This is a genomic window from Actinomadura rudentiformis, from assembly GCF_008923185.1.
Lineage (GTDB): Bacteria > Actinomycetota > Actinomycetes > Streptosporangiales > Streptosporangiaceae > Spirillospora > Spirillospora rudentiformis.
In genome coordinates, this window is the sequence record NZ_WBMT01000012.1 from 259,014 (window position 1) to 281,273 (window position 22,260).

Below are 22,260 nucleotides of genomic sequence, written 5' to 3' on the forward strand. Positions count from 1 at the left end.
CGGACCGGAAATGCCGGCGCCCTTTTCGGGTACCTCCATTCACTTTTTCATTTCCTGAAGTCGGCTTCTCCCGGGTGACACGAAAAACCGATTGGTGGTGTGTGGATCGTGACTGAGCAGCAGCTGAGCCTCGGTACGGCCGCGGCGCGCAATCTCGCGACGACGACCAAGTCCGTTCCCCAGATGCAAGGCATCTCCTCCCGTTGGCTGCTGAAACTCCTGCCGTGGGTGCAGGCGTCCGGCGGCGCGTACCGCGTCAACCGGCGGCTGACCTACACGGTCGGGGACGGGCGCGTCACGTTCGTCAACACCGGCGCCGACATCCAGGTCATCCCGCGTGAGCTGGGCGAACTGCCGGCGCTGCGCGGCTTCGACGACGAGGAGGTGCTGTCGGCGCTGGCCGGACGGTTCGAGCAGCGGGAGTACCGGCCCGGCGACGTGATCGTCGAGGCGGGCCAGCCGGTCGACCGCGTCTACCTGGTCGCGCACGGCAAGCTCAACGAGATCGGCCAGGGCGAATTCGGTGACGAGACCGTGCTGCGGGTGCTCGCGAACGGCTCGTTTTTCGGCCACGAGGCACTGGTCGACTCCAGCCGGGAATGGGACCAGTCGCTGCGCGCGGTCACGGCCTGCACGCTGCTGGTCATGCCGGCGGCGCAATTCAGGGAGGTGGCCGATCGCTCCGACGAATTGCAGGCCCACCTGGCGGAGTTCCGCAGCCGGCCCGAACGCGCCCAGAACCCGCACGGCGAGGCCGCCATCGAGGTCGCGTCCGGGCACGCGGGCGAGCCCGACCTGCCCGGGACGTACGTCGACTACGAGGGCGCGCCACGCGAGTACGAGCTGAGTGTGGCGCAGACCGTCCTGCGAGTGCACTCGCGCGTCGCCGACCTCTACAACGAGCCGATGGACCAGGTCGAGCAGCAGCTCCGGCTGACCATCGAGGCCCTGCGCGAGCGCCAGGAGCACGAGCTCATCAACAACCGGGAGTTCGGCCTCCTCCACAACGCCGACCTCTCCCAGCGCATCCACACCCGCACCGGCGCGCCCACCCCCGACGACATGGACGAGCTGTTGTCCATGGTGTGGAAGGACCCGGCGTTCTTCCTCGCCCATCCGCGGACGATCGCCGCGTTCGGCCGCGAGTGCAGCAGCCGCGGCGTCTACCCGGACTCGATCGAGACGCAGGGCCACCGGCTGCCGGCCTGGCGCGGCGTGCCCATCTACCCGTGCAACAAGATCCCGATCAGCCCGACCCGGACCAGCTCGATCCTGCTGATGCGCACCGGCGAGTCCGCGCAGGGCGTGATCGGCCTGCACCAGACGGGCATCCCGGACGAGTTCCAGCCGAGCCTGTCGGTGCGGTTCATGGGCATCGACGAAAAGGCGATCATCTCGTACCTGGTCAGCGCCTACTACTCCGCCGCCGTCATGGTCCCGGACGCTCTCGGCATCCTGGACAGCGTCGAGATCGCCCAGGGTGGTGACCGTGCCTGAGGGCCCCGACACGCCGGATTCCGCGCGCACGCAGAATTCCACGCGCACGCAGAATTCCACGCAGGCCCCGCTGAGCCTCGGTACGGCGGCGGCGCGCAATCTCGCGACGACGACCAAGTCCGTCCCGCAGATGCAGGAGATCTCGCCGCGCTGGTTGCTGCGGATGCTCCCGTGGGTCCAGACGAAGGGCGCCTACCGGGTCAACCGCCGGCTGACCTACCAGCTCGGCGACGGGCGGGTGACGTTCGTGGCCAATGGCGCCGAGGTGCGGGTGATCCCGCAGGAGCTGAGGGAGCTGCCGCCGTTGCGCGGCCTGGACGACGACGCGACGCTGGAGGCGCTGGCCGACCGGTTCGTCCAGCGCGAGTACCGGCCGGGGGATCTGCTCGTCGAAGGCGGGCGGCCTGCGGACGAGGTCGTCCTGATCGCGCACGGCAAGGCCGCCAAGCTGGGGGCGGGGGAGTTCGGCGGCGACACCGAGCTGGCGGTGCTGGACGGCGGCGACTTCGTGGGCGCCCACCTGCTGGCGCATCCGCCCGGCGCGGACCCGCCGGCCGACTGGGAGTTCGGGCTCAAGGCGCTCACCCCGTGCACGGTCCTGGCGCTGTCCCTCGAGGCGGCGGGCGAGCTCATCGAGCGCAACGAGAAGCTGAGCGCCCATCTGGAGGCGTTCCGGTCGGCTCCCGTCCACCCGAGCAACCGGCACGGCGAGGCGTCGATCGACCTTTCGGCCGGGCATGAGGGCGAGGCGGAGCTCCCGGGCACCTTCGTGGACTACGAGGCCGCGCCGAGGGAGTACGAGCTCAGCCTCACCCAGACCCTCCTGCGGGTGCACACGCGCATCGCCGACATCTACAACGGCCCGATGAACCAGCTGGAGCAGCAGCTCCGGCTGACCATCGAGGCGGTACGCGAGCGGCAGGAGCACGAGCTCCTCAACAACCGGGAGTTCGGCCTCCTCCACAACGCCGATCTCAAGCAGCGCATCCAGACCCGGGGCGGCCCGCCCACTCCCGACGACATGGACGACCTGCTGTGCCGGCGCCGGGGCACGAAGCTCTTTCTCGCCCATCCCCGCACCATCGCCGCGTTCGGCCGCGAGTGCACCCGCCGCGGCGTCTACCCGGCCACGACCGAGGTGGACGGGCGGCGCGTGCACGCCTGGCGCGGCGTGCCGTTCCTGCCGAGCGACAAGGTGCCGATCAGCTCCACCGGCACCACGTCCATCCTGGCGATGCGCACCGGCGAGCAGGACAACGGCGTCGTGGGGCTGCACCGCACCGGGATCCCGGACGAGGTCCGGCCCGGCCTGTCCGTCCGGTTCAACGGGATCAACGAGAAGGCGATCCTCTCGTACCTGGTCAGCGCCTACTACTCCGCAGCCGTACTGGTCCCCGACGCCCTCGGCGTCCTCGAGAACGTGGAGATCGCACGACGATGACCGCCGCACAGGAGGAGACCGTGTCCGCCCGGAGCGCGACCGAGGTGCTGGCCTGGAGCCGTTGCCTGGTCGAACCCGCGCTCCGCGACGCCATCGCGGAGCTGCCGGGCGGCATGCGGCGCATCGCCGCCTACCACTTCGGCTGGGAGGACGAGGAGGGCAGACCGATCCGGTCGGGCGGCGGCAAGACCATCCGGCCGGCGCTCACCCTGCTCGCCGCCGAGGCGGTCGGCGGCGCGGCGGCCACCGCGATGCCGGCCGCTCTCGCGGTCGAGCTGGCGCACAACTTCTCCCTCCTGCACGACGACGTGATGGACGGCGACCACACGCGGCGGCACCGCGCGACCGCCTGGCGGGTCTTCGGCGCCAACTTCGCCATACTGGGCGGCGACGCCCTGCTGGCGTTCGCGTTCGAGATCCTCGCCGCCGATGCCCACCCCGCCTCCCTGCTCGCCGTCGCCGACCTCTCGCGGGCCATCGTGCAGGTCGTGGAGGGGCAGAGCCGGGACATGGACTTCGAACGCCGCGCCGACGTCGACCTCCCCGAATGCGTCGACATGGCCGAGCGCAAGACCGCCGCCCTCCTGGGCGCCGCCTGTGCCCTCGGCGCCACCTACGGCGAGGGCACACCCGACCAGGTCGACCGGCTGCGGCGTTTCGGCGAACGCCTCGGGCTGGCCTTCCAGCTCGTCGACGACCTCCTCGGCATCTGGGGAGATCCGGCGGTCACCGGCAAACCCGTCTACTCCGACCTCTTCAACCGCAAGAAGTCCCTGCCCGTCGTCGCCGCGCTGACCTCCGGCACCCCCGCCGGCGCCGAGCTGTCCGCGCTCTACCACCGGAGCCGCCCCCTGACCGAGGACGAGGCCGCCCTCGCCGCGGGTCTGATCGAGGTCGCGGGCGGCCGGTCCTGGACGGTCCGCCGGGCCGAGAAGGCCCTCGCCGAGGCCCTCACCGAACTGGACGCCGCCGTCCCCGTCCTCCAGGCGGGCGCCGAACTCCGCTCCCTCGCGCACCTGGTGACCCACCGCGACCACTGACGCCGGCATGCCCGGGCGTCCACGGTGGCGGGGATTCTTCTCGATCATCTGTTCGAGTAGAGTCGGATCGTGCAGACCGAACGGGCGGGGCACACCCGCGATCACGTGCCGTTCCTGTGCCCGCAGGGGCATCGGCTGGAGGCGGGGCGCGTCATCGTCGGCTGGTCCCCCTGCACCTGCCCGCCGTGTGCCGGGCAGGGCCGGGGACTGCGGGGGCACCGCACCTACCTATGCCTGACCTGCAAGGACGAGCATGTGACGACCATGTGCTACCTGCCCTATCACGTTCCCTCCAAGGGATCCGACTACCGGTGGCCGTGATGGGCCAGGGCCGGGCTGTCTCAAAAGACAGTCTCAAAAGGGCAGCCTGCGCCCCGAAGGTGTTCGCAAGTCGAGCGTGTCGTGACGGTGGCGGCGGGTGCCGGGGCGTCGACGGATCTGAACGCGGCTCTGGCCCTGGTCCTTCATGGCGTTCCCCTCTCGATGTTCCCTGGTGCGCTCGGTGTTCCCCGGCACGCTCGACGTTCGCTAGTACTGGTACGGATGCATCGGTTGATTTCGCCTGAACCAACGATGACCGCCCCCGGCCCGTCGTACATCGGTCCAGGGGCGGCACTCGGCCTCGGTCTTTCGGCGCAGTCCTCACGCCGGGCCGTACCTCCTCAGCTGTAGACCGACCGCCAGAACTCGTAGCCGTGGTCGCCCGCGAAGTCCATCGGCCGCACGCCACCCCTGCCGGGCGCCAGGCTCTGCGCGGTGTCGCCGCTGGTCGGACGCCAGCGCGGCGAGCCGGGGCCGTTCGGGTCGCCGGTCCGGGCGAAGCGCGTCCAGTAGCGGGTCATCTGGTCGGCGAGTCGTTCCTGCGAGGGAGAGAGCCGGCGCCCGGCGAAGTAGTCGGTGTCGAACTGGTACTGCAGCTCGGCCGCGTGGAACGCGCCGACGGGGAAGGACGGCTGCGGGGAGTTCGCCACCCAGGGGGCCTTGTCGTCGGCGAACTCGTAGGCGTACGTGGGCACCTGCCCGGCGAGGGTCCGGCTGACGTCGCTCATCGAGCGGGCGAAGTTGGCGTCGGTGACGACGGCGGACCAGGCTTCGCTGAACGAGCCGTAGTTCGCGGCGGGGTAGCGCGCCAGCACCTTCGGCGCCTTCTCCTTGCCGACGTAGGCGACGATCCGGCGGGCGTACTCGGCCTCGTCCTTGATCGGAGGCACCCCGTAGATCTGCTGCGCCGCCTCGAACGTCCGGTACTCGTGTCGTGTCATGCCGTGCATCACCGGGACCTTGTTGAACCGCCCGGTGGCCATCGCCTCCGCCGGTGACAAGGGCAGGACGCCGCCGCCCCCGTACACCGGTGCGAACCCGTACTCCGACTTCTTCAGCACCGTCTCGGCCGGGAGATCGCGCAGGCACGCCGCCGCCGTGGCCGGCTCGGCGCAGCCGAGTTCGGCGGCCACCGACAGACCCCGCTTCTCCGCCATCGGGCGCGGGCGCGGCAGCCAGGCGCCTGTCGGCTCGACCGTGCCGTCCCAGTCGGGCCAGTTCCTGACCGTGCAGGGCCCGCTCTGCACGATCGCCCGCTGGAAGAGCCCGGCGGCGGCCGGGGAGGTCAGCTGCGAGCAGGCACTGACACCGCCCGCCGACTCGCCGAAGACGGTGACGTTCCGCGGGTCGCCGCCGAACGCGGTGGCGTTGCGCTGGACCCAGCGGAGCGCGGCCTGCTGGTCCTCCAGCCCGAAGTTGCCCGAACGCTTCGTCGCCGTCCCCCCGTCGAGCGCCGGATGACCGAGGAACCCGAAGATCCCGAGCCGGTAGTTGACCGTCACCACGACCACGTCGCCGCGTTTCACCAGGTCGTACGGCCGATAGAGCGCGCCCGAGCCGTTCCGGAAACCGCTGCCGTGGATCCACACCATGACCGGCAGCCTCCCGGCCCGCCGCGGGCTCGTGACGTTGACGAACAGGCAGTCCTCGCTGACACTGCGCTTCTCGCCGAAGATCCCCTCGTTCTGCGCGCACGAGGCACCGGGTCTCGTCGCGTCGCGCACACCGCCCCACGCCTGGGCCGGTCGTGGCGATCCCCACCGGTACTCGCCCACCGGCGGCGCCGCGTACGGGATCCCCTCGAACTCCCGGACGCCCTTGGTCACCTTGCCGCGCACCGCGCCCTTGTCGGTCACGACCACCGGCCCGCCCGCCGCCGACGCCGACCCGGTCAACCCGGTCGCGATCAACCCGGCTCCGGCCGTCACGGCGAGCGCCGCACCCAGCGCCCGCCCCTTGCTCCTGCTGCTGCCCATGACGCTCTCTTTTCGTTGGAGTGGCCTGGCTCCAACGATTCCGGTGCGCCGCCCCGCGCTCACTGGGCCTTTCTCTAGAGCGCGAGTGGGCTTTCCCCTACCCCTGTGTCAGTGACCGCCGCCCGGCACGGCACGAAGGAGCAGGTCGCGCAGGGTGCCCTGCTCCTCCTGGGACAGGCCGGCGAGAGGCGACTCCTGAGTGAGCAACTCCAGGAGCCGCTCGCGGAGCGCCTCGCCCTCGGGCGTGAGAACGAGCTGCTTGGCGCGGCGGTCGCTCGGGTGCGCGCGGCGCTCGACCAGACCGCGCTTTTCGAGCTTGTCGATGACGAACGTCGCGTTCGACGGCTCGCAGCTCATGCGCTCGGCGAGCTCCCGCATGGTCATCGGGCCGGTCAGCTCGCGGAGCGCGGTGGCCTGCGGCCCGGTCAGGTCCAGCTTGGTGGCGCGGACCCGGACGTGCTCCTCGATCTGCCGGGACAGCCCGTTCACCAGCCCGCACAGCTGGCGTTCGGCGATCACGAGCTCGTCTTCGGCGGAGGTCATGGCTCGATCCTGCGACATCCCGGACCACGCGCGAAGGTGAACTCCGGTCCATCCAGCTCGGTGAGCTCAAGGTCAGCTATGTCCCCGACGGGGTCGTGCGCTTGAACGCGTTGCGCTGGCTGCCCAGCTCCACTGCGGAGTTCTGGGCGGCGAACGCCGAATATGTCGACGATGCCGGCGACCTGATCGCGAGCATCGGCGGGCTCCTGGTCGAGCACGGCGACCGGGCGCTGCTGATCGACGCAGGGTTCGGCCCGCGGTCGTTCTCGGCGGAGCCCGGCAACGCCCACGGCGCGATCAGGGGCGGGGCGCTGCTCGACAACCTCGCCACGCTGGGCCGCACGCCGGACGACATCGAGGCCGTGGCCATCACCCACCTGCACATCGATCACCTTGGCTGGCTCTGGCGGGACGCCGAAGACGAAGGCCGGCCTCCCTTCGCCAAGGCGGACATCCTCATCACCGAACCGGAGTGGGGTGCTCCCGAACTCGCCGCCGAGCAGGGCACCGGTCCCGAGATCCTGAAGGCGATGGCACCCCAGGTGCGGACGACCACGGACGGCGAGGAGATCTTTCCGGGGGTACGGGTGCGGCTGATCCCCGGCCACACCGCCGGGCACGCCGCGTACAGCATCACCTCGGGCGGGCAGCGGCTCCTCGCGTTCGGCGACGCACTGCACACCCCCGCCCAGGTCGGCCATCCGGAGCTGTCCGCCGCCCCTGACCTCGACTCCGCCCGTTCCGCCGCGTTCCGCCGTGGTCTCGTCGCCGAACTCGCGGACGCGCCGGACACGATCGGCTTCGGCGGGCACTTCGCCGACGTCGTTTTCGGCCGTGTCCGCCGCGATGGTGAACGTGCCGTGTGGGTGCCGGAACCCGAGTGAGGTCAGGCGGGCCAGGCGGGGGAGCGGCCCAGGTGCGTGAGGATCCGGTCGAGCGGGGTCTCACCGCTGGTGGGAAGGGCAGGCCGGAAGGCGGCGCCGGGCTTGCGGAACCGCTCGTCGTCCGGGACCGCGAGCGCGATTTCCAGAGCGGTGTCGGCCAGCTCCTCGGCGAGTTCGAAGGGCCGGCCGAGCGCGCGGGCCATGTCCCAGCCGTGAACGACGTAGTCGATGAAGTGGAAGCTCATCGCCATCGGAGCGGGGAAGGCTTGGCCTCCGAACTCGGCGAGCGTGAACGTGCGGTCGAGCGCGCCCGGCTCGGCGAAGGCGGCGATGACCGTTTCGGCGGCTTCGGCGTAGGCCTTCACCGGGTCGTCGGCGAGCGGCTGGACGGCCCACACGGCGAGGTCGCCGCCCTCGCCGTGTGAGGCCGCCGCGAAGCCGTGGTGCTGGACGGTCATGTGCGCGAGCAGGTCGCGCACCGTCCAGCCCTCGCACGGCGTGGGGCGGTCGAGGTCGGGGGCGGTCAGCGTGGAGACGATGTCCACGCTGGTCAGCACCGCCTGGCGGTCGAGCTCCCGGATGTCTGTCATGACCAGATCATACGCACACGCCTATCGTAGGCACAAGCTTATTATTTACGGGCGCGTATCTTTATGCCGTGAGCGATGAACGGCCCGACCTGGCGGCGATGATGGTTCCGCTCGGTCGCACTCTGATGGCGGCCGAGGAACCGGTGCTGGCGGCCCATGATCTGTCGATGTGGGCGTACGTGGTGCTGCACGCCCTGGACGAACGCCCCGTTCGCAACCAGAGCGCGCTCGCCCAGGCCATCGGCGCCGACAAGACCCGCATCATCGGCGTTCTGGACGGCCTGCAAGAACGCGGGCTGATCCGCCGCGAACCCGACCCGGCCGACCGGCGGGCTCACCTGCTCTCCCTGACGCCGGAGGGCCGGCGCGTGCGTGACGCGGTCCGCGCCGGGATTCAGGAACGCGAGAACCGGCTCCTCGAACGCCTGCCCGAAGGTGAACGCCAGGCCTTCCTCCGGGCCCTGCAGACCCTCCACGCCATCCCGCGCGAAGAGATCCTCCGCGAGCCGTGAAGAGGCTAGGGCGTGGCCTCGGGGAGGACGAAGGTGCGGTTGCGTGCGTACGGGCGGAATCCCACCGACATGTAGGTCGCACGGGCTGACGGATAGGCGTCGTCGCCGCGGGCGCAGACGCGCGCGTTCTCGGCGCCCAGGTCGCGGGCGGTGCGGAGGGCCCCGAGGATGGCGGCGCTCGCGAGCCCGAGCCGGCGGTGGCCGGGATCGGTGCCGACCGGCTCGAGGATGGCGATCTTGTTGCGTTCGTCCAGCCAGACCAGGCAGGACGCGGCGGGCGTGCCGTCGGGTGCCGTCACGAACCAGTCGAGTTCGGACCGGTAGGGCCAGGCACGCATGATGGCGCGGTAGCTCTCGGTGGTGACCCTGGAGGGTGGCCCGCCGGGCAGGGTGAACGCGGCGCGGTGCACGGCCGCGCGGGCCTCGGCGTCGTCCTCTGACCGTACGGGGCGGAGCGTGTAGCCGCCGGGCACCGCGGGTTCGGGCAGCGGGTCGGCGAGAGAGCGGGAGAGGTGGATGAAGAAGGGCCCCTCGGTCCACTCGCGGTAACCGTGGCGGCGAAGGGCTTCGATCATGGCCGTTTCGTCCTCCAGGACCGTGACCGACTGGCCACCGGTCTCGGCGAACCATGCCAGGATCTCGTCCGCCAGCTCGGGGTGGGCCGGGTCGAGCTGGAGGTCGAGCGTGCCGTTGGGGAGGTTCGCCCAGGCCCAGGCGACCGTCTGTCCTCCTCGTTCCCACAGGGCGGTGCGCCGCTCCGACTCACGTCCGGTGTGCTGGAACCACATCCAGGCCATGTCGCCGATGTGCCAGCGGGAGGGCCAGAGACGCCGGGTCAGCTCTTGCATGTCGCGCAGCATCAGTCGTTCGCCCCCAGGATCCACCTGTTTCCGCTCGCAGCGGTGCACCACTCTCCCGCGCTGATCGTCACGACCCTATCCCGGGTGATCAGGAAACGGACGATCATGTCGATGGCCGTGAACCGCCTTCGCGGCGAGCAGGGGCGCGTTGGACTAATGCCCTCATTCGGTCAATATCGGGGTGAGTCGGGTAAATGGTGCAACACTGAGGGTGATGGGTCATCGTCCCCAGGGGGTGGACATGCTCGCTTTCGACTTTCCTCGTGTCATCCGGCCGGCCGTGCCCCGGCGGCTCATCCGCACGTCCGACGGCGACACCCCGGTGGTGGAGCAGCCGATCCGCATGGTGTCGGTCGACACCCCGGAGAAGGCGGGATACGCCGGGCTGCCGACGACCGCCCAGCTCAAGCTCGACCGGACACGAACGCGGCTCACCGACGGCACGTTCGACGACCTGATACCGGAGGGCCTGCGGGATCATCTCCTGTCGCGGCTGACCGCCGACGCGGCCGAACGGCACATCGCCGCGGGCAACCGGGCCACCGTGTTCTTCGAGGCGCTGCAGGAACGCAGGCTCACCAAGCCGGGCGGCACCCGTCGCCGGACCGCCGTGATCCCCACCGGTGAGCTCATCGACCGGTACGGGCGGCTGCTGGCGTATCTCGCGCCGTGGTTCGACGGAGACGGAGATCCGCTGCCGCCGCGCGACCACCCCGACCGGCGCACGTTCAACCTGGACATGGTCGCCGCGGGCTGGGGTGCGATGTTCCTCGTCTACCCGTCCCTGCCGCGCGACCCGGACCTGAAGCTGCTCGTCCAGGACGCGGAGACCGCGTGGAACGAACGGCGCGGCGCGTGGGCCGAGTTCGGCGAGAACCTGCTGCTGGCGTACGAGTACCGCGCCTGCATCAAGCTCGGAGACCGGAAGCTCGCGGATCCCAAGGCCGCCGTGGCGGACGCGTACCAGCGGATCTGCGTCGACCTGCGGGACCTGCGCGTGGTCGGGGAGTTCGGCTACCACGAGGTGCCGCCCTCCCGCCGCCTGTGGATCTGGAAGGACGACCTCAACCAGGCACGCGAAGACCTCAAGCTGCCCGACTAGCCCGGGCCCTTGCTGCCGGACGTGCATTCTGTCGATCATTTCGCTACTCTGCGTGATGTCAGTGGCGATGCGTGTCACGTCACTGAAGGTCAATCGCAAATGAGTGCCTGCAGTTGGAACGACTGAAGCCCGTCCGGTGACGAACCGGACGGGCTTCAGGAACACCTGATCGTTCTGAGTCGCCTGTGATTACTCTGGGTCGCCTTCGGGCTTGGCCGTGACGGTTCCGGTGGACTGGTCGTCCTGCGCCGGTTCCTGGTCCACCGGCCGGGAGGGCCAGGCGTCGAGCTGGGTACGGCGGGGGTTGGCCAGAGAGTCGCTCATCTTCGGTGTTGTCCTCCTGCGGGCGGCCTGCGCGGCCGAAGAAATCCCAAAGCGGCTGTCACGCCGCGGTAGGGAGAGATCTTCTCTGATACCCCGCCCCAGTTCCAACATGGTCTATACCTCTTGATCACTGGCTTGATCATGTTGGTGTCCGCCGGCCGGCTCGCCGGGCTTGTGCCGCCGGTAGTAGCGGGCGACGCGCGCGCGGTTGCCGCATCGGGCGGGGGAGCACCAGCGGCGGCGCGGGTGGGCGGGCAGGAAGACCATCACGCAGTCCTCTGCCTCGCACTGGCGGACCTTGCCCAGCGCGGGATCGGTCAGCAGGTCCGCGGCCGCCTCGGCCAGGATCGCTGCCAGCCGGGTGCCCGGAGGGCCTTCACGGCGTGGCATGGCGACGACTCCGGCCCCGTTCCATGACAGCTCCCGTACGGCGGGGGCCGCGCGTTGCGCGTCGTTCAGACTTCGCAGCGCCTTGGCCGGCGGAGCCTCATCGTGCAGGACGGCGTGCACGGCGGCTGTGATCTGCTCCCGTACGGCCTGAACGGCGGCGACGTCCGCGTCGGTGATCTCCGCCTCCGTCTCCTCCGCAGGGAGCCGGCCGGCCTGAAGTGCGAGCCAGGCCTTCAGCCGCGCGGGGGTGTCGAGCAGGTCGCCGGTGGACGGCCGGGTGTTGACCAGGTCCAGCGCCAGCGGCTCGCCGGTCAGCGGCGTCGTGTCGCTCATGGCCCTAATGCTACATGCAGGGATTGACGCATTAGATATGGACGAGTAAAACTAATGCATCATCACGGCAGAGAGGCATGTGAAAATGACGTTCCCGATGGTCGCCCGCACAGTCCACCGCCACGTCGAGGTCGACGGGGTGAAGGTCTTCTACCGGGAGTCGGAGCCCGCCCGTGACGACGCCCCCGTGTTGTTGCTGCTGCACGGCTTCCCGTCCGCGTCGCACCAGTTCCGGCGTCTGATCGACGTGCTCGGCGCGCGGTACCGGCTGATCGCGCCCGACTATCCGGGCTTCGGGCACACCGAGGCCCCCGCGGACTTCGACTACCGCTTCGACCGCCTCGCCGACATCACCGAGGGCTTCGTCGAGCGGCTCGGGTTGACGCGCTTCGTGATGTACGTCTTCGACTTCGGCGCCCCGGTCGGTTTCCGGCTCGCCACGCGGCACCCCGAGTGGATCGCCGGCCTCGTCGTTCAGAACGGCAACGCGTACGAGGAGGGCCTGTCGGACGGGGCGCGCGACTTCATCGCCCTGCGACCGGAGGTCGAGGGCGCGGAGGAGACGATCCGTGGCCTGCTGACCCTGGAGGGCACGCGGGGCCAGTACGAAGGCGGAACGAGCCGCTCCGAACTCGTCGCACCCGACGGCTGGACCCTCGACCAGCACTTCCTTGACGTGCCAGGACGCAAGGAGGCTCAAGTCGCACTGGCCTTCGACTACCACTCCAACGTCGAGTTGTACGGGGAGTGGCACGAGTGGCTGCGCAAGCACAGCCCGGCGACTCTCATCACCTGGGGGAGCAACGACCCGTTCTTCCCCGAGCCCGGCGCGCATGCCTACCTGCGCGACGTTCCCCAGGCGGAGTTGCATGTCTTCGAGACCGGCCACTTCGCCCTGGAGGAGAAACTCCCCGAGATCGCCCCGCTCATCGCCGGATTCCTGGACAGGGTCTGGCCCTCCTGATTATCTCTGACTAAAGTCAGAGATGTGACCTCGGCGATCGACCAGGTGCGGCGCTTCAACCGCACGGTCACCCAGCGGATCGGTGCGCTCGACGACTCGTTCCTGTCCCGGTCCCGTCCACTGGGTCAGGCGCGGCTGCTCTGGGAGATCGGCGCCGGCGACCGGCAGCGGGTGCGGGAGCTGCGGTCCCGGCTCGATCTCGACTCCGGTTATCTGAGCCGTCTGCTCCGCGCTCTGGAAGCCGACGGACTGATCGTGGTCGAGCCCGACCCGTCCGACGCGCGCGTTCGCACCGCCCGGTTGACGCCGGCCGGGCTGACCGAACGCGCCGAGCTCGACCGGCGTTCGGACGAACTCGCCACCGCGATTCTCGGCCCGCTCAGCGACCGCCAGCGCGAGCGGCTCGTCACGGCGATGGGCGAGGTGGAACGGCTGCTGACCGCGTCGATGGTCGACATCGCCGTCACCGACCCCCGCCACCCGCACGCCCGTCATTGCGAGGCGGCGTACTTCGCCGAGCTGGCCGAACGTTTCGAGGGCGGCTTCGACCCCGGCGCGTACGTGGCGGCCGAGGACGACGGCGGCCTGCTGTTGGTGGCGACACTGCATGACGAACCGGTGGCCTGCGGAGCCTTGAAACCCGGCCCCGACGCCACCGTGAGGATCAGGCGCATGTGGGTGTCGCCTTCCGTCCGGGGGCTGGGGCTGGGCCGCCGCCTCCTCGCCGAGCTGGAGTCGCGGGCCGCAGCCCAGGGAGCCGGAGTCGTTCGCCTGGAGACCAACAAGGCGTTGACCGAGGCGATCGGCCTCTACCGTGCGTCTGGCTATCGCGAGGTGGACGCTTTCAGCGATGAGCCGTACGCCCATCACTGGTTCGAAAAGACGCTGGGAGAGTAGTCCGCTGGGCCTGGTCGGCGTGGCCGCCGTGAGACTGCTGATCACGGCGGCCCGCCGGAATTACTGGCCGGGGTTACTGGCGGGGATTACTGCAGGTGGTAGCGGGCTGTGCTGGTGTCGGAGCTCCAGCGTTTGAAGCCCGCCTTTTCGAGGACGCGGACGGAGGGCGGGTTGGAAAGCTCCACGTTCGCGAACACGGTGTGAACGTCGGGTTCGGCGAGGGCGCGCTCGGCCAGAAGAGTCCGATCGAGCCGACGACGAGGCCGCCGGCGCGTTCGACGATCTGGCTCTGGCCGAGGGTCTCGGGGTGCTCGGCGAGGATGCCGGCGATCACGCGGTCACCTTCGGCGGGGAAGTCGTCCGCCCAGCCGGTGGATCGGGTGCCCTGGACGATGGCGGTGATGTCGTCCACGGGCCACGGGCCACGGGCGCAGGACGAGGCGCTCGGTCTTGAGAGAAATCACGGTCTTGAAGGAAGTCACGGTGAAGCTCCTGGTCGTTCAGGGACGACCGGGCCCGTGAAGGGCCCGGACAAGGGCATGCTGATGACGGCTCGTGGCAGCCATATTCATCGACCTCCCTTGTCCGGCCGCCGAGGTTAGTGATCGTCGGAGGGTTCGGCAACCTTGGGGGTGGCGCGCATGCCGACGTACACGCACCGGGTGCCGGTCGTGAGCGTGGAGAAGACCACGGGCATGTAGTCCTCGCTGAACGAGGGGCCCGCGCCGGAGGCGGCGAAGACGGCGTCGGTGACCGGGGTCAGTTCCATGTCGAGGGGCGGGGAGAGGTCCTTCATGCCGTCGACGAACTCGTACACCATGCGCGGTTTGCCGTCGCGTTCGCTGACCGTGATGACGACGCCTTCCCGCTTGTACGTGCCGATGTACGGAGTGACGTCCACGGCGACTGGGGGTGTCGCGGGGCCGAAGGGCTCGGGCATGCGGACTCCGGCCAGATCGTGGAGCAGTTCGCGGAAGAGCTCGGCGTAGAGCCGGCGGGCACCGCCGCCGTTGGTGAGCAGGACGACGGCCACGCCGGCGTGAGGAACGACGCGCAGGTAGCCGTACTGGCCGATCGCGGCTCCGTCGTGGCCGTAGCCGGCGATGCCGTCCCAGTCGTACAGCACCCACCCGAGGGCCTGGCCGTCGGCGCTGACCGTCCACTTGTCGGGGACGTCGACTTCCCGGCGCTGCATCTCCGTGACGGCTTCGGGGGACATGAGGCGGGTGCCGTCGGGGGCGGTGCCCGCGTTCAGGTGCAGCTGGGCGAGCCGGACCACGTCACCGGCCGACACGATGACGCGGCCGTACGGGCCTGCCGAACGGGGCATCATGTCCCAGATCGGCGCCGGGTCGGGGTCCTGGCCGGGCTCGCCGAGGTGACTCATCGCCACCGGGAACCGCAAAGCCTCCTCCGGGAGCGTCATCGTGCGTTCGAGGGCGAGGGGCGTCACGAGCATGTCGTGCAGCGCCTGGTCCCAGGTCTTTCCGGTCAGGACCTCGATGATCCGGCCCAGGACGACGTAGCCGACGCTGCCGTAGGAGACGGCTGTCCCCGGCGGGCAGTCCAGGGCCACGTCGCGGGCCTTCTCCACGTACTTGGCCAGGCAGTCGTCGCCGCGGCCGGTGTCGAGGGTGAAGTCGTTGGTCAGGCCGCCGGTGTGCGACAGGAGCCGGCGGGTCGTGATGACCTTGGTGGCCTCGGGGTCGGGCGTGGCGAACTCGGGAAGGACGTCCACCACGGGTGCGTCCAGGTCCAGCAGGCCCCGGTCCACGAGCTGCATGATCAGGGTGGCTGTGTAGATCTTGGCGATCGAGCCGGACAGGAAGACCGAGTCGGTGGTGACCTTCGCGCCGGTGGCCCGGTGCAGGACTCCGCTGGCGAGCTCGTGGATCTTGCCGTCGACCAGGATGGCCAGCTGAGCTCCGGGAACGTGGTGGGCGGCCCGCAGTTCGTCCAGGCGCGCCTGCCACCGGTGGAGGGAGAAGTCCCGGCCGGTCGAGGTCCTGGTGCCCCATGGGCCCTCGGCCGTCCAGTGGCCTTGGGCGTCCCACTTCTCCGTCATGATTCTCTCCTTGCAAACGTTGTCCTCGTTGTGCGAACACTGTACGCATCGCGACGCGCGTGCGCAACTGAGGACGGTGTTTGCGATTCAGGCGAGGCCGGCGTCGTGGGCCAGGAGGGCTATCTGGGTCCGGTTGTCGAGGTCGAGCTTGGTGAGCACCGAGGAGACGTGCGCCTTGACGGTGGCGACGCTCATGAACAGCTCGGCGGCGATCTCGGCGTTGGAACGACCCCGCGCCACGGCGAGGACCACCTCGTTCTCGCGCGGGCTGAGGGCCGCGAGCGCGGCCTGGGCGCGTTCGAACGCGTCGGCCTGCGTGGCGGCGCGGTCCATCAGACGCCGGGTGACCTGCGGGGACAGGATCGGCTCGCCGGCCGCGACCCGGCGGACCGCGGTGACGATCTCGGCGGGCGGGGTGTCCTTGAGCAGGAAGCCGCCGGCGCCCGCGCGCAGCGCGTGCAGGATGTTCTCGTCGGTGTCGAACGTGGTGAGGACGATGACCTCGGGCGGATCGTGGCGGCCGCGGAGCCGCCGGGTGGCGGTGATGCCGTCCACGCGCGGCATCCGCAGATCCATGAGCACGACATCCGGGACGTGCAGGTCGGCGGCCGCGGACACCTCGTCGCCGTCGGCGGCCTGACCCACCACGACGATCCCGTGGACGCCGTCGAGCATCATGGACAGCCCGGCGCGTACGAGTGCGTCGTCGTCCACGATGAGCACGCGCAGCTCGGAGCTCACGCCGGCCATGGTAGCCACGCGTGCAGGCGGAACTCGCCGCCGGTCGCCTCATGGTCGAGCCTCCCGCCGGCCAGCCGGACACGTTCGGTCAAGCCGACGAGCCCGGTGCCGGAGCCGAGCACGGCAGGGCCGGCGCTCCGGTCCACCGGCAGCGGATTACGGACGTCGATCACGAGGCGGTCGCCGGGGCGTCCCGTGAGCGTCACGTGGACCGGGCGGTCCGCGGCGTGCTTGCGCGCGTTCGTCAAGGCCTCCTGGACGACCCGGTAGGCGGTCCGGCCGGCGGCGGCCGGAAGAGCGGACGGCTGCGTCACCTCGTCGCGGACGTCCACCGGCGTCCCGGCGTCGCGGGACTCCTCGACCAGGCGGGGGATGTCGGCCAGCACGGGCTGCGGGCGGGATCCGGCGTCCTCCTCGTCGTCCCGGAGCAGGATGATCACGTCGCGGAGCTCGTCGAGCGCCTGGTGTGCGCCGGTCCGGATCACCCCGGCGGCACGGGCGAGCTGCTCGGGCGGGGCGTCCGGCCGGTACTCCAGCGCGCCCGCGTACGTGGCCAGCAGCGACAACCGGTGGGCCAGCACGTCGTGCATCTCGCGCGCGATCCGGGTGCGTTCGAGCATCCGGGCCTCGGCGACCCGCCGCCCCTGCTCGGCCTCGGCGCGGCGGGCCCGTTCGCGCAACGACTCCAGGAGCGCCCGGCGGGAGCGGGCGAGTGCGCCCCATCCGACCAGCGCCCCGTACGCGACGGTGATCAGGATGAACCACCAGCCGTAGGAGATGCCGCCGGTCGGCCGCCACCATCCCTGCACCGCGTGCGCCGCGACTCCCGCCGAGGCGACCGCGAGGGCGGCGGGGAGGCGGCGCCGCTGCGCGACCTGCAGCGCGCCCAGCGTGGCGGTCGGCGTGGCCGCGGCTGAGAGGCCCGCCAGCAGGCTCAGCGCCAGCGCGCCGGCGACGGGCCACCGCAGCAGAACGGGCAGCACGGCAAAACCCGCGACTCCGACGGTGATGTCCAGCCAAAGGAGATCGCCCGCCGCGCCATGCCGGCTCACGATCGTCAGCGCGACCAGAACCCCGACCGCGACCACGCCGAGGATCGTCTTCACGTCTCTGACCTCGCTGTTCACCGGGCCACAGTAGCCCCGGACCGCGCGCCGCCGCCCCCTACGAAAGTCGGTATCCACCTCGACCGCGGTCGGATCACCCGGCGCGACGGCGGAAGATCCTATGGCGTACGCTCGCGCGCATGTCGGAGTGCCACTGCATCCTGTGCGAGGACCACGGCGAACTCGATGACATCGACCGCCAGATGATCGAGAACGTGCGGACGCACGGGTGGGGCGTCATCAACGTCCCGGCCGACGACGTGGGGCCGGGCTGGTCGTTCAGCGTGGGGCTCTGGCACAGCCACCGGTCGCCGGAGCTGGCGATGTTCGGCCTGGACATGGACGTGACGCAGCCCGTCATCAACAACCTGGGCCGGGAGATCGCCGACGGTCGGGCCGCAGCGGACGGGCAGGAACGGCACGGGCTCATCAACGACTATCCGATCTTCCTCAAGCAGGTCGACCCCGGCTGGTACCGGACGTTCTTCGGGAGCGCGATGGCCTTCTACCAGCGACCGCCGCTGCCGGTGATCCAGCTGGTGTGGCCCGACCTGGACGGACGGTTCCCGTGGGACGCGGACACCGCCGAGGGTTACCAGGCGATGCAGCCGCAGGCCTGGCTGGCGCGGGACGCCCATCCGCCAGGAGTGTGGACCCAGGCGTGATCAGAGGTCGCAGCCGCTGACCGTCAAGCGGCCGGGGTCTGCGGAGTGGGGCGGGGGAGGAAGGCGACCAGTGCCGTGCCCGCCGCGGTGATGATCGCCGCGACCAGGAAGGCCGTGGCGTAACCGGCGGCCAGATCGGAGCCGGACTCGGCGGCGGCGGTGGCGAGGATCGTGAGGCCGATGGCGCCGCCGATCGTGCGCGAGGTGTTGACGATGCCCGCGACGGCTCCCGCCTCCGCGGCGGAGGCGCCGGCGGTGGACGCCTCCACCAGCGGCGTCATCAGCAGGCCGAAGCCGACGGCCATGGTCACGCCGGGACCGAGGATCGAGCCGAGGAACGTGCCGTCCGCGTGCAGGACCGCGCTCTGCCAGGCGAAGCCGCCCGCCGCGAGGAGGCCGCCGAACGCGGCGAGCAGCCGGGTGTCCATGCGGTTCATCAGCGTGGGAGCGAGCTTGGAACCGACGATGATGCCGATCGTGTGGGGCAGGAAGGACAGGCCCGTGCGTACCGCGCTGTAGTGCAGGACGTTCTGCATGTATAGCGACAGGAAGTACCAGAGGGCGAACCCGCCGAGCATGCTGACCATGGTGGCGAGGTTGCCGACCGCGACGCTGCGGAGACGGAAGAGCCGCAGGGGCACGAGCGGCTGCGGCGTACGGGCCTCGACGGCGACGAACGCCGCCAGGGTGACCAGTCCGGCGATGAGCGGGACCAGCGAGTCGGTGGACGTCCAGCCGTACGTCTCGGTACGCGTGATGCCGAAGTTGAGCAGCGCCACACCGGCGGTGACGAGCGCGGCGCCGGGCAGGTCGAGGCGCGGGCGGCCGGTGGTGTCGCGCTCGTCGCGCAGCCACACCGCGGCGATGACCGTCACGACGATGCCGATCGGCACGTTGATCAGCAGGACCCAGCGCCAGTCGAGGTAGTCGGTCAGCAGCCCGCCGACCAGGCCGCCCGCCGCGCCGCCGGCCGTGCCGACGGCGGTCCAGGTGGCGATGGCCTTCGTCCGGGCCGGACCGGCCGGGAACGTGCTGGTGATCAGTGACAGCGTGACGGGCGCCAGGATCGCGGCGCCGAGGCCCTGCGCGGCGCGGGCGGCGATCAGGGTCCCACCGTCCGGCGCGAGGCCGCCGGCGAGGCTGGCGACCGTGAAGACGCCGAGTCCCACGATGAAGATCCGCTTACGGCCGAACAGGTCGGCGGCGCGGCCGCCGAGCAGCAGGAAACCGGCGAACGTGAGCGAGTAGGCGTTGACGACCCATTGCAGGCCGGTGGCGCCGAGCCCGAGCCCGCTGCGCATGCCGGGCAACGCCACGTTGACGACGGAGATGTCCAGGACGACGAGGAACTGCCCGATGCTCGCGGCGAGGAGCGCCGCCCACGCCGGCGTGGAGGGGCGCCCTCCGGTCTTGTGCGCTGTGGGCTCCGTGTGCGGCATGGATTTCGTGTGCGGTGTGGACTCGTCGGCGAGCCCGGGCTCTTGGGTCGCGGTCATGGCCTTCATGCTGGCCATGGTCCGTCCGGTCCCGCGTCGGCCAGGGGGACCAGGATCCGCCGGTAGTTGGACCTAGGACCATCGCGCCGGGGCTGGGAGACCTGGGTGGCTCAACGATGCCGTTAGCCTGGTCAGGCTATGGATCTGCTGGCGACGGCCTGGGGCGACTTCACGCTCGCGCGCTTCCCGGACAACCCGCGTGACAGGCTGCGGGCCTGGGACGCCTCCGACGAGTACGTGCTCCGGCACCTGGCCGATGAACGAGTGGACCTCTCGGGTCCGGTGGTCGTGGTCGGTGATCGCTGGGGTGCCCTGTCCACCGCGCTGGCCGCGTTCCGTCCCGTCCAGATCTCCGACTCGTTCCTGGCGCAGTCAGCCACCCGGGCCAATCTGGAGCGGAACGCCGTCGGCACAGGCGCGGTCCGGCTCATGACCACCAGGGACGCGCCGCCCGAACGCATCGACGTCCTGCTGATCCGGATTCCCAAGAGTCTCGCGCTGCTGGAAGACCAGCTGCACCGTATCGCACCCGCGATCCACGAGCGCACGGTGGTCGTCGGCACGGGCATGGTCAAGGAGATCCACACCTCGACCCTGCAACTGTTCGAGAAGCTCATTGGCCCGACCCGTACCTCGCTGGCGGTCAGGAAGGCCCGGCTCATCTTCTGCACACCCGACCCGAGCATCCCCAGGCGTCCCAGCCCTTGGCCCCACACCTACTCCTTGCCGGACGGCATCGGCATCGCATCGGGCCGTACGGTGGTCAACCACGCCGGGATCTTCTGCGCCGACCGCCTCGACATCGGCACCCGCTTCTTCCTCCAGCATCTTCCCGAAGACGGCGACTTCGGCCGCATCGTCGACCTCGGCTGCGGAAACGGAGTGGTGGGCATGGCCGCCGCGCTGGCGCACCCCGACGCGGACGCGCTTTTCGTGGACGAGTCCTTCCAGGCCGTCGCGTCCGCCGAAGCCACGTTCAACGCCAACACGTCCGGTACCCGCGATGCGGAGTTCCTTGCGAGTGATGGGCTCTCGGCCGTTCCGGCCAAGTCGGCGGATCTCGTTCTCAACAACCCGCCGTTCCACTCGCACCAGGCGACCACCGACGCGACCGCTTGGCGGATGTTCACCGGCTCCCGCAAGGTCCTCCGGCCGGGCGGTGAGCTCTGGGTCGTGGGCAACCGGCACCTCGGCCACCACGTGAAGCTCCGGCGGATCTTCGGCAACTGCACGACCGTGGCCGCCAATCCCAAGTTCGTCATCCTGCGGGCCACTGTCTGACAGGAACGCGCCGGGTCCTACCGCAGGCGAACGGGGAGGCTGGAGAGACCGCGGACGATCGAGCCGGAGCGTTTCCAGTCGAGCTCGGCGGGGTCGACGGCGAGTGCGAGTTCGGGGAAGCGGGCGAGCAGCGTGCCGATGGCGACCTGCCCCTCCAGCCGTGCGAGCGGGGCACCCAGGCAGTAGTGCGGGCCGTGGCCGAACGCGACGTGCCGGTTGTCGGCGCGTGCCACGTCCAGGGAGTCCGGCTCGTCGAACGCCCCGGGATCCCGGCCTGCGGCGCCGATCGACACATGCACCCAGGAGCCCTTCGGGATCGGGACTCCGGCGATCTCCACGTCCGCCAGCGCGATCCGCTGGGTCGCCCGTTCGACCGGGCCGTCGTACCGCAGCAACTCCTCGATCGCGCCGGGCAGCAACTCCGGACGTTCCTTGAGCAGTTTGAGCTGGCCGGGTGAGGACAGCAGCGCCAGCACGCCGTTGCCGATCAGGTTGACCGTGGTCTCGTGCCCGGCGATCAGCAGCAGCGCGATGGTGTTGAGGAGCTCTCCGTGCGAGAGGCGGGCGTCGCCGTCCCGCACCGCGAGCAGCGCGCTGATGAGATCGTCGCCCGGTGCCGCGCGGCGTTCGGCGAACACGCCCAGCAGGTAGTCGTTGAACGCGATCGCCGCTGCACGCCGCCGTTCGGCCGTCTCCCGGGAGACCACCGGCACGGTCAGGTCCGCGGTCCAGTGCCGGAAGTCCGCCTGATCGTCCGCGGAGACCCCGAGCAGCTCGCAGATCACGATGATCGGCAGCGGGAACGCGAACGCGTCGATGAGATCCGCCTCGTCCCGTCCGGCCAGCGCGTCGAGCAGCCCGTCGGTGATCTCCTGCACGCGCGGCCGCAGCGCCTCGGCGCGGCGAGGGGTGAACGCCTTGGCCACCAGCCCGCGCAGTCTGGTGTGGTCCGGCGCGTCCAAGCCCAGCAGCGTCTCGCCGAAGAACTCCTCGGCGCGCACCGGCGTACCGCTGTGCCGCGTGTCCTTCGCCAGCCGCGGATCGCTGAGCGCCGCGCGCCCGTGCTCGTGGTCCACGACAAGGAACGCCTGGACACCGGCCGGAAACTCGATCGCGTGGACCGGCCCCTGCTCGCGCAGGTCCGCGTACACCTCGTACGGATCTTGGTTGAACGCGCGGCCGAAGAACATCTCTGCGGAAAGAACGGCCATCAACGCTCCCTCTCCAAACGA

At 70.5% G+C, this 22,260-nt stretch carries 23 protein-coding genes; 11 read left to right on the forward strand and 12 right to left on the reverse strand.

Features of this window, described 5'->3' with window-relative positions; translation table 11 throughout:
- The first annotated feature begins 108 nt into the window (after positions 1-108).
- The 4 genes from F8566_RS25850 to F8566_RS25865 all read left to right on the forward strand — a co-directional run bounded on the left by F8566_RS25850 (position 109) and on the right by F8566_RS25865 (position 4,299).
- Positions 109-1,497: a family 2B encapsulin nanocompartment shell protein gene (locus tag F8566_RS25850; protein ID WP_225993523.1), complete on the forward strand. Its 1,389-nt coding sequence runs from the start codon at positions 109-111 to the stop codon at positions 1,495-1,497.
- A gap of 70 nt (positions 1,498-1,567) precedes the next feature.
- Complete coding sequence (locus tag F8566_RS25855) at positions 1,568-2,938, forward strand: family 2B encapsulin nanocompartment shell protein (RefSeq protein ID WP_225993538.1); 1,371 nt, start codon at positions 1,568-1,570, stop codon at positions 2,936-2,938.
- Positions 2,935-3,978 (forward strand): family 2 encapsulin nanocompartment cargo protein polyprenyl transferase, encoded by a 1,044-nt coding sequence (locus F8566_RS25860; protein WP_151564302.1) that lies wholly within the window; start codon positions 2,935-2,937, stop codon positions 3,976-3,978. The genes F8566_RS25855 and F8566_RS25860 overlap by 4 nt, the downstream gene beginning before the upstream one ends.
- A gap of 69 nt (positions 3,979-4,047) precedes the next feature.
- A complete protein-coding gene (locus F8566_RS25865) occupies positions 4,048-4,299 on the forward strand; it encodes a hypothetical protein (protein ID WP_151564303.1) in 252 nt (83 codons plus the stop codon).
- A 341-nt stretch (positions 4,300-4,640) separates the two neighbouring features.
- Here F8566_RS25865 and F8566_RS25870 read toward each other — a convergent pair whose 3' ends face one another.
- Both F8566_RS25870 and F8566_RS25875 read right to left on the reverse strand, forming a co-directional pair.
- Positions 4,641-6,275 carry a carboxylesterase/lipase family protein gene (locus F8566_RS25870; RefSeq protein ID WP_151564304.1) on the reverse strand — a complete coding sequence of 545 codons (1,635 nt, stop codon included), beginning with the start codon at positions 6,273-6,275 and terminating at the stop codon, positions 4,641-4,643.
- Positions 6,276-6,383: 108 nt separating this feature from the next.
- Complete coding sequence (locus F8566_RS25875; protein ID WP_151564305.1) at positions 6,384-6,818, reverse strand: MarR family winged helix-turn-helix transcriptional regulator; 435 nt, start codon at positions 6,816-6,818, stop codon at positions 6,384-6,386.
- A gap of 95 nt (positions 6,819-6,913) precedes the next feature.
- Between F8566_RS25875 and F8566_RS25880 the strand changes: the two genes are divergently transcribed.
- Positions 6,914-7,702: an MBL fold metallo-hydrolase gene (locus F8566_RS25880; RefSeq protein WP_318836441.1), complete on the forward strand. Its 789-nt coding sequence runs from the start codon at positions 6,914-6,916 to the stop codon at positions 7,700-7,702.
- 2 nt (positions 7,703-7,704) lie between these two features.
- Here the strand turns inward: F8566_RS25880 and F8566_RS25885 are convergent, their stop codons facing one another.
- A complete protein-coding gene (locus F8566_RS25885) occupies positions 7,705-8,292 on the reverse strand; it encodes a TIGR03086 family metal-binding protein (protein ID WP_151564307.1) in 588 nt (195 codons plus the stop codon).
- A 68-nt stretch (positions 8,293-8,360) separates the two neighbouring features.
- Between F8566_RS25885 and F8566_RS25890 the strand changes: the two genes are divergently transcribed.
- Positions 8,361-8,804, forward strand: coding sequence for a MarR family winged helix-turn-helix transcriptional regulator (locus tag F8566_RS25890; RefSeq protein ID WP_225993525.1), 444 nt, complete (start codon positions 8,361-8,363; stop codon positions 8,802-8,804).
- A gap of 5 nt (positions 8,805-8,809) precedes the next feature.
- Here F8566_RS25890 and F8566_RS25895 read toward each other — a convergent pair whose 3' ends face one another.
- Entirely contained in the window at positions 8,810-9,652 is an 843-nt protein-coding gene (locus F8566_RS25895) for a GNAT family N-acetyltransferase (protein WP_192809860.1), read from the reverse strand.
- A gap of 226 nt (positions 9,653-9,878) precedes the next feature.
- Here F8566_RS25895 and F8566_RS25900 point away from each other — a divergent pair, with 226 nt between their 5' ends.
- Complete coding sequence (locus F8566_RS25900) at positions 9,879-10,766, forward strand: thermonuclease family protein (protein WP_151564309.1); 888 nt, start codon at positions 9,879-9,881, stop codon at positions 10,764-10,766.
- A gap of 189 nt (positions 10,767-10,955) precedes the next feature.
- Here the strand turns inward: F8566_RS25900 and F8566_RS52360 are convergent, their stop codons facing one another.
- Positions 10,956-11,090: a hypothetical protein gene (locus tag F8566_RS52360; RefSeq protein WP_264159423.1), complete on the reverse strand. Its 135-nt coding sequence runs from the start codon at positions 11,088-11,090 to the stop codon at positions 10,956-10,958.
- A gap of 114 nt (positions 11,091-11,204) precedes the next feature.
- The gene (locus F8566_RS25905) at positions 11,205-11,813 is read right to left on the reverse strand and encodes a CGNR zinc finger domain-containing protein (protein WP_151564310.1); all 609 of its coding nucleotides are present in this window, start codon (positions 11,811-11,813) and stop codon (positions 11,205-11,207) included.
- Positions 11,814-11,910: 97 nt separating this feature from the next.
- On the opposite strand from F8566_RS25905, the gene F8566_RS25910 reads away from it, so the two are divergent.
- Both F8566_RS25910 and F8566_RS25915 read left to right on the forward strand, forming a co-directional pair.
- On the forward strand, positions 11,911-12,777 hold the full coding sequence (locus tag F8566_RS25910; protein WP_225993526.1) for an alpha/beta fold hydrolase: 867 nt from the start codon (positions 11,911-11,913) through the stop codon (positions 12,775-12,777).
- Between the two features lie 24 nt (positions 12,778-12,801).
- The gene (locus F8566_RS25915) at positions 12,802-13,674 is read left to right on the forward strand and encodes a MarR family winged helix-turn-helix transcriptional regulator (protein WP_151564312.1); all 873 of its coding nucleotides are present in this window, start codon (positions 12,802-12,804) and stop codon (positions 13,672-13,674) included.
- An 86-nt stretch (positions 13,675-13,760) separates the two neighbouring features.
- Here the strand turns inward: F8566_RS25915 and F8566_RS51515 are convergent, their stop codons facing one another.
- The 4 genes from F8566_RS51515 to F8566_RS25935 form a co-directional block, all read right to left on the reverse strand.
- Positions 13,761-13,871 carry a GNAT family N-acetyltransferase gene (locus F8566_RS51515; protein WP_225993527.1) on the reverse strand — a complete coding sequence of 37 codons (111 nt, stop codon included), beginning with the start codon at positions 13,869-13,871 and terminating at the stop codon, positions 13,761-13,763.
- Positions 13,872-14,272: 401 nt separating this feature from the next.
- Positions 14,273-15,739: a serine hydrolase domain-containing protein gene (locus tag F8566_RS25925; RefSeq protein ID WP_151564313.1), complete on the reverse strand. Its 1,467-nt coding sequence runs from the start codon at positions 15,737-15,739 to the stop codon at positions 14,273-14,275.
- A gap of 87 nt (positions 15,740-15,826) precedes the next feature.
- A complete protein-coding gene (locus tag F8566_RS25930) occupies positions 15,827-16,489 on the reverse strand; it encodes a response regulator transcription factor (protein ID WP_151564377.1) in 663 nt (220 codons plus the stop codon).
- Positions 16,477-17,607 carry a sensor histidine kinase gene (locus F8566_RS25935; RefSeq protein WP_225993528.1) on the reverse strand — a complete coding sequence of 377 codons (1,131 nt, stop codon included), beginning with the start codon at positions 17,605-17,607 and terminating at the stop codon, positions 16,477-16,479. The genes F8566_RS25930 and F8566_RS25935 overlap by 13 nt, the downstream gene beginning before the upstream one ends.
- Before the next feature lie 119 nt (positions 17,608-17,726).
- Between F8566_RS25935 and F8566_RS25940 the strand changes: the two genes are divergently transcribed.
- On the forward strand, positions 17,727-18,251 hold the full coding sequence (locus F8566_RS25940) for a DUF4262 domain-containing protein (RefSeq protein WP_225993529.1): 525 nt from the start codon (positions 17,727-17,729) through the stop codon (positions 18,249-18,251).
- A gap of 23 nt (positions 18,252-18,274) precedes the next feature.
- Here the strand turns inward: F8566_RS25940 and F8566_RS25945 are convergent, their stop codons facing one another.
- Positions 18,275-19,747, reverse strand: a complete 1,473-nt coding sequence (locus F8566_RS25945; protein WP_225993530.1) for a DHA2 family efflux MFS transporter permease subunit — start codon at positions 19,745-19,747, stop codon at positions 18,275-18,277.
- Between the two features lie 138 nt (positions 19,748-19,885).
- Between F8566_RS25945 and F8566_RS25950 the strand changes: the two genes are divergently transcribed.
- The gene (locus F8566_RS25950) at positions 19,886-21,028 is read left to right on the forward strand and encodes a methyltransferase (protein WP_225993531.1); all 1,143 of its coding nucleotides are present in this window, start codon (positions 19,886-19,888) and stop codon (positions 21,026-21,028) included.
- A 17-nt stretch (positions 21,029-21,045) separates the two neighbouring features.
- Here the strand turns inward: F8566_RS25950 and F8566_RS25955 are convergent, their stop codons facing one another.
- Complete coding sequence (locus F8566_RS25955) at positions 21,046-22,239, reverse strand: cytochrome P450 family protein (protein WP_151564314.1); 1,194 nt, start codon at positions 22,237-22,239, stop codon at positions 21,046-21,048.
- Positions 22,240-22,260: the final 21 nt, after the last annotated feature.

What these genes read in the sequence shown, in the direction of transcription:
- F8566_RS25905 (WP_151564310.1), bottom strand. Translation starts at nt 11,813, where the DNA reads ATGAGCGACACGACGCCGCTGACCGGCGAGCCGCTGGCGCTGGACCTG.
- F8566_RS25950 (WP_225993531.1), top strand. Translation starts at nt 19,886, where the DNA reads ATGGATCTGCTGGCGACGGCCTGGGGCGACTTCACGCTCGCGCGCTTC.
- F8566_RS25945 (WP_225993530.1), bottom strand. Translation starts at nt 19,747, where the DNA reads ATGACCGCGACCCAAGAGCCCGGGCTCGCCGACGAGTCCACACCGCAC.
- F8566_RS25925 (WP_151564313.1), bottom strand. Translation starts at nt 15,739, where the DNA reads ATGACGGAGAAGTGGGACGCCCAAGGCCACTGGACGGCCGAGGGCCCA.
- F8566_RS25930 (WP_151564377.1), bottom strand. Translation starts at nt 16,489, where the DNA reads ATGGCCGGCGTGAGCTCCGAGCTGCGCGTGCTCATCGTGGACGACGAC.
- F8566_RS52360 (WP_264159423.1), bottom strand. Translation starts at nt 11,090, where the DNA reads ATGAGCGACTCTCTGGCCAACCCCCGCCGTACCCAGCTCGACGCCTGG.
- F8566_RS25895 (WP_192809860.1), bottom strand. Translation starts at nt 9,652, where the DNA reads ATGCAAGAGCTGACCCGGCGTCTCTGGCCCTCCCGCTGGCACATCGGC.
- F8566_RS25875 (WP_151564305.1), bottom strand. Translation starts at nt 6,818, where the DNA reads ATGACCTCCGCCGAAGACGAGCTCGTGATCGCCGAACGCCAGCTGTGC.
- F8566_RS25860 (WP_151564302.1), top strand. Translation starts at nt 2,935, where the DNA reads ATGACCGCCGCACAGGAGGAGACCGTGTCCGCCCGGAGCGCGACCGAG.
- F8566_RS25940 (WP_225993529.1), top strand. Translation starts at nt 17,727, where the DNA reads ATGTCGGAGTGCCACTGCATCCTGTGCGAGGACCACGGCGAACTCGAT.
- F8566_RS25900 (WP_151564309.1), top strand. Translation starts at nt 9,879, where the DNA reads ATGGGTCATCGTCCCCAGGGGGTGGACATGCTCGCTTTCGACTTTCCT.
- F8566_RS25885 (WP_151564307.1), bottom strand. Translation starts at nt 8,292, where the DNA reads ATGACAGACATCCGGGAGCTCGACCGCCAGGCGGTGCTGACCAGCGTG.
- F8566_RS25955 (WP_151564314.1), bottom strand. Translation starts at nt 22,239, where the DNA reads ATGGCCGTTCTTTCCGCAGAGATGTTCTTCGGCCGCGCGTTCAACCAA.
- F8566_RS25910 (WP_225993526.1), top strand. Translation starts at nt 11,911, where the DNA reads ATGGTCGCCCGCACAGTCCACCGCCACGTCGAGGTCGACGGGGTGAAG.
- F8566_RS25870 (WP_151564304.1), bottom strand. Translation starts at nt 6,275, where the DNA reads ATGGGCAGCAGCAGGAGCAAGGGGCGGGCGCTGGGTGCGGCGCTCGCC.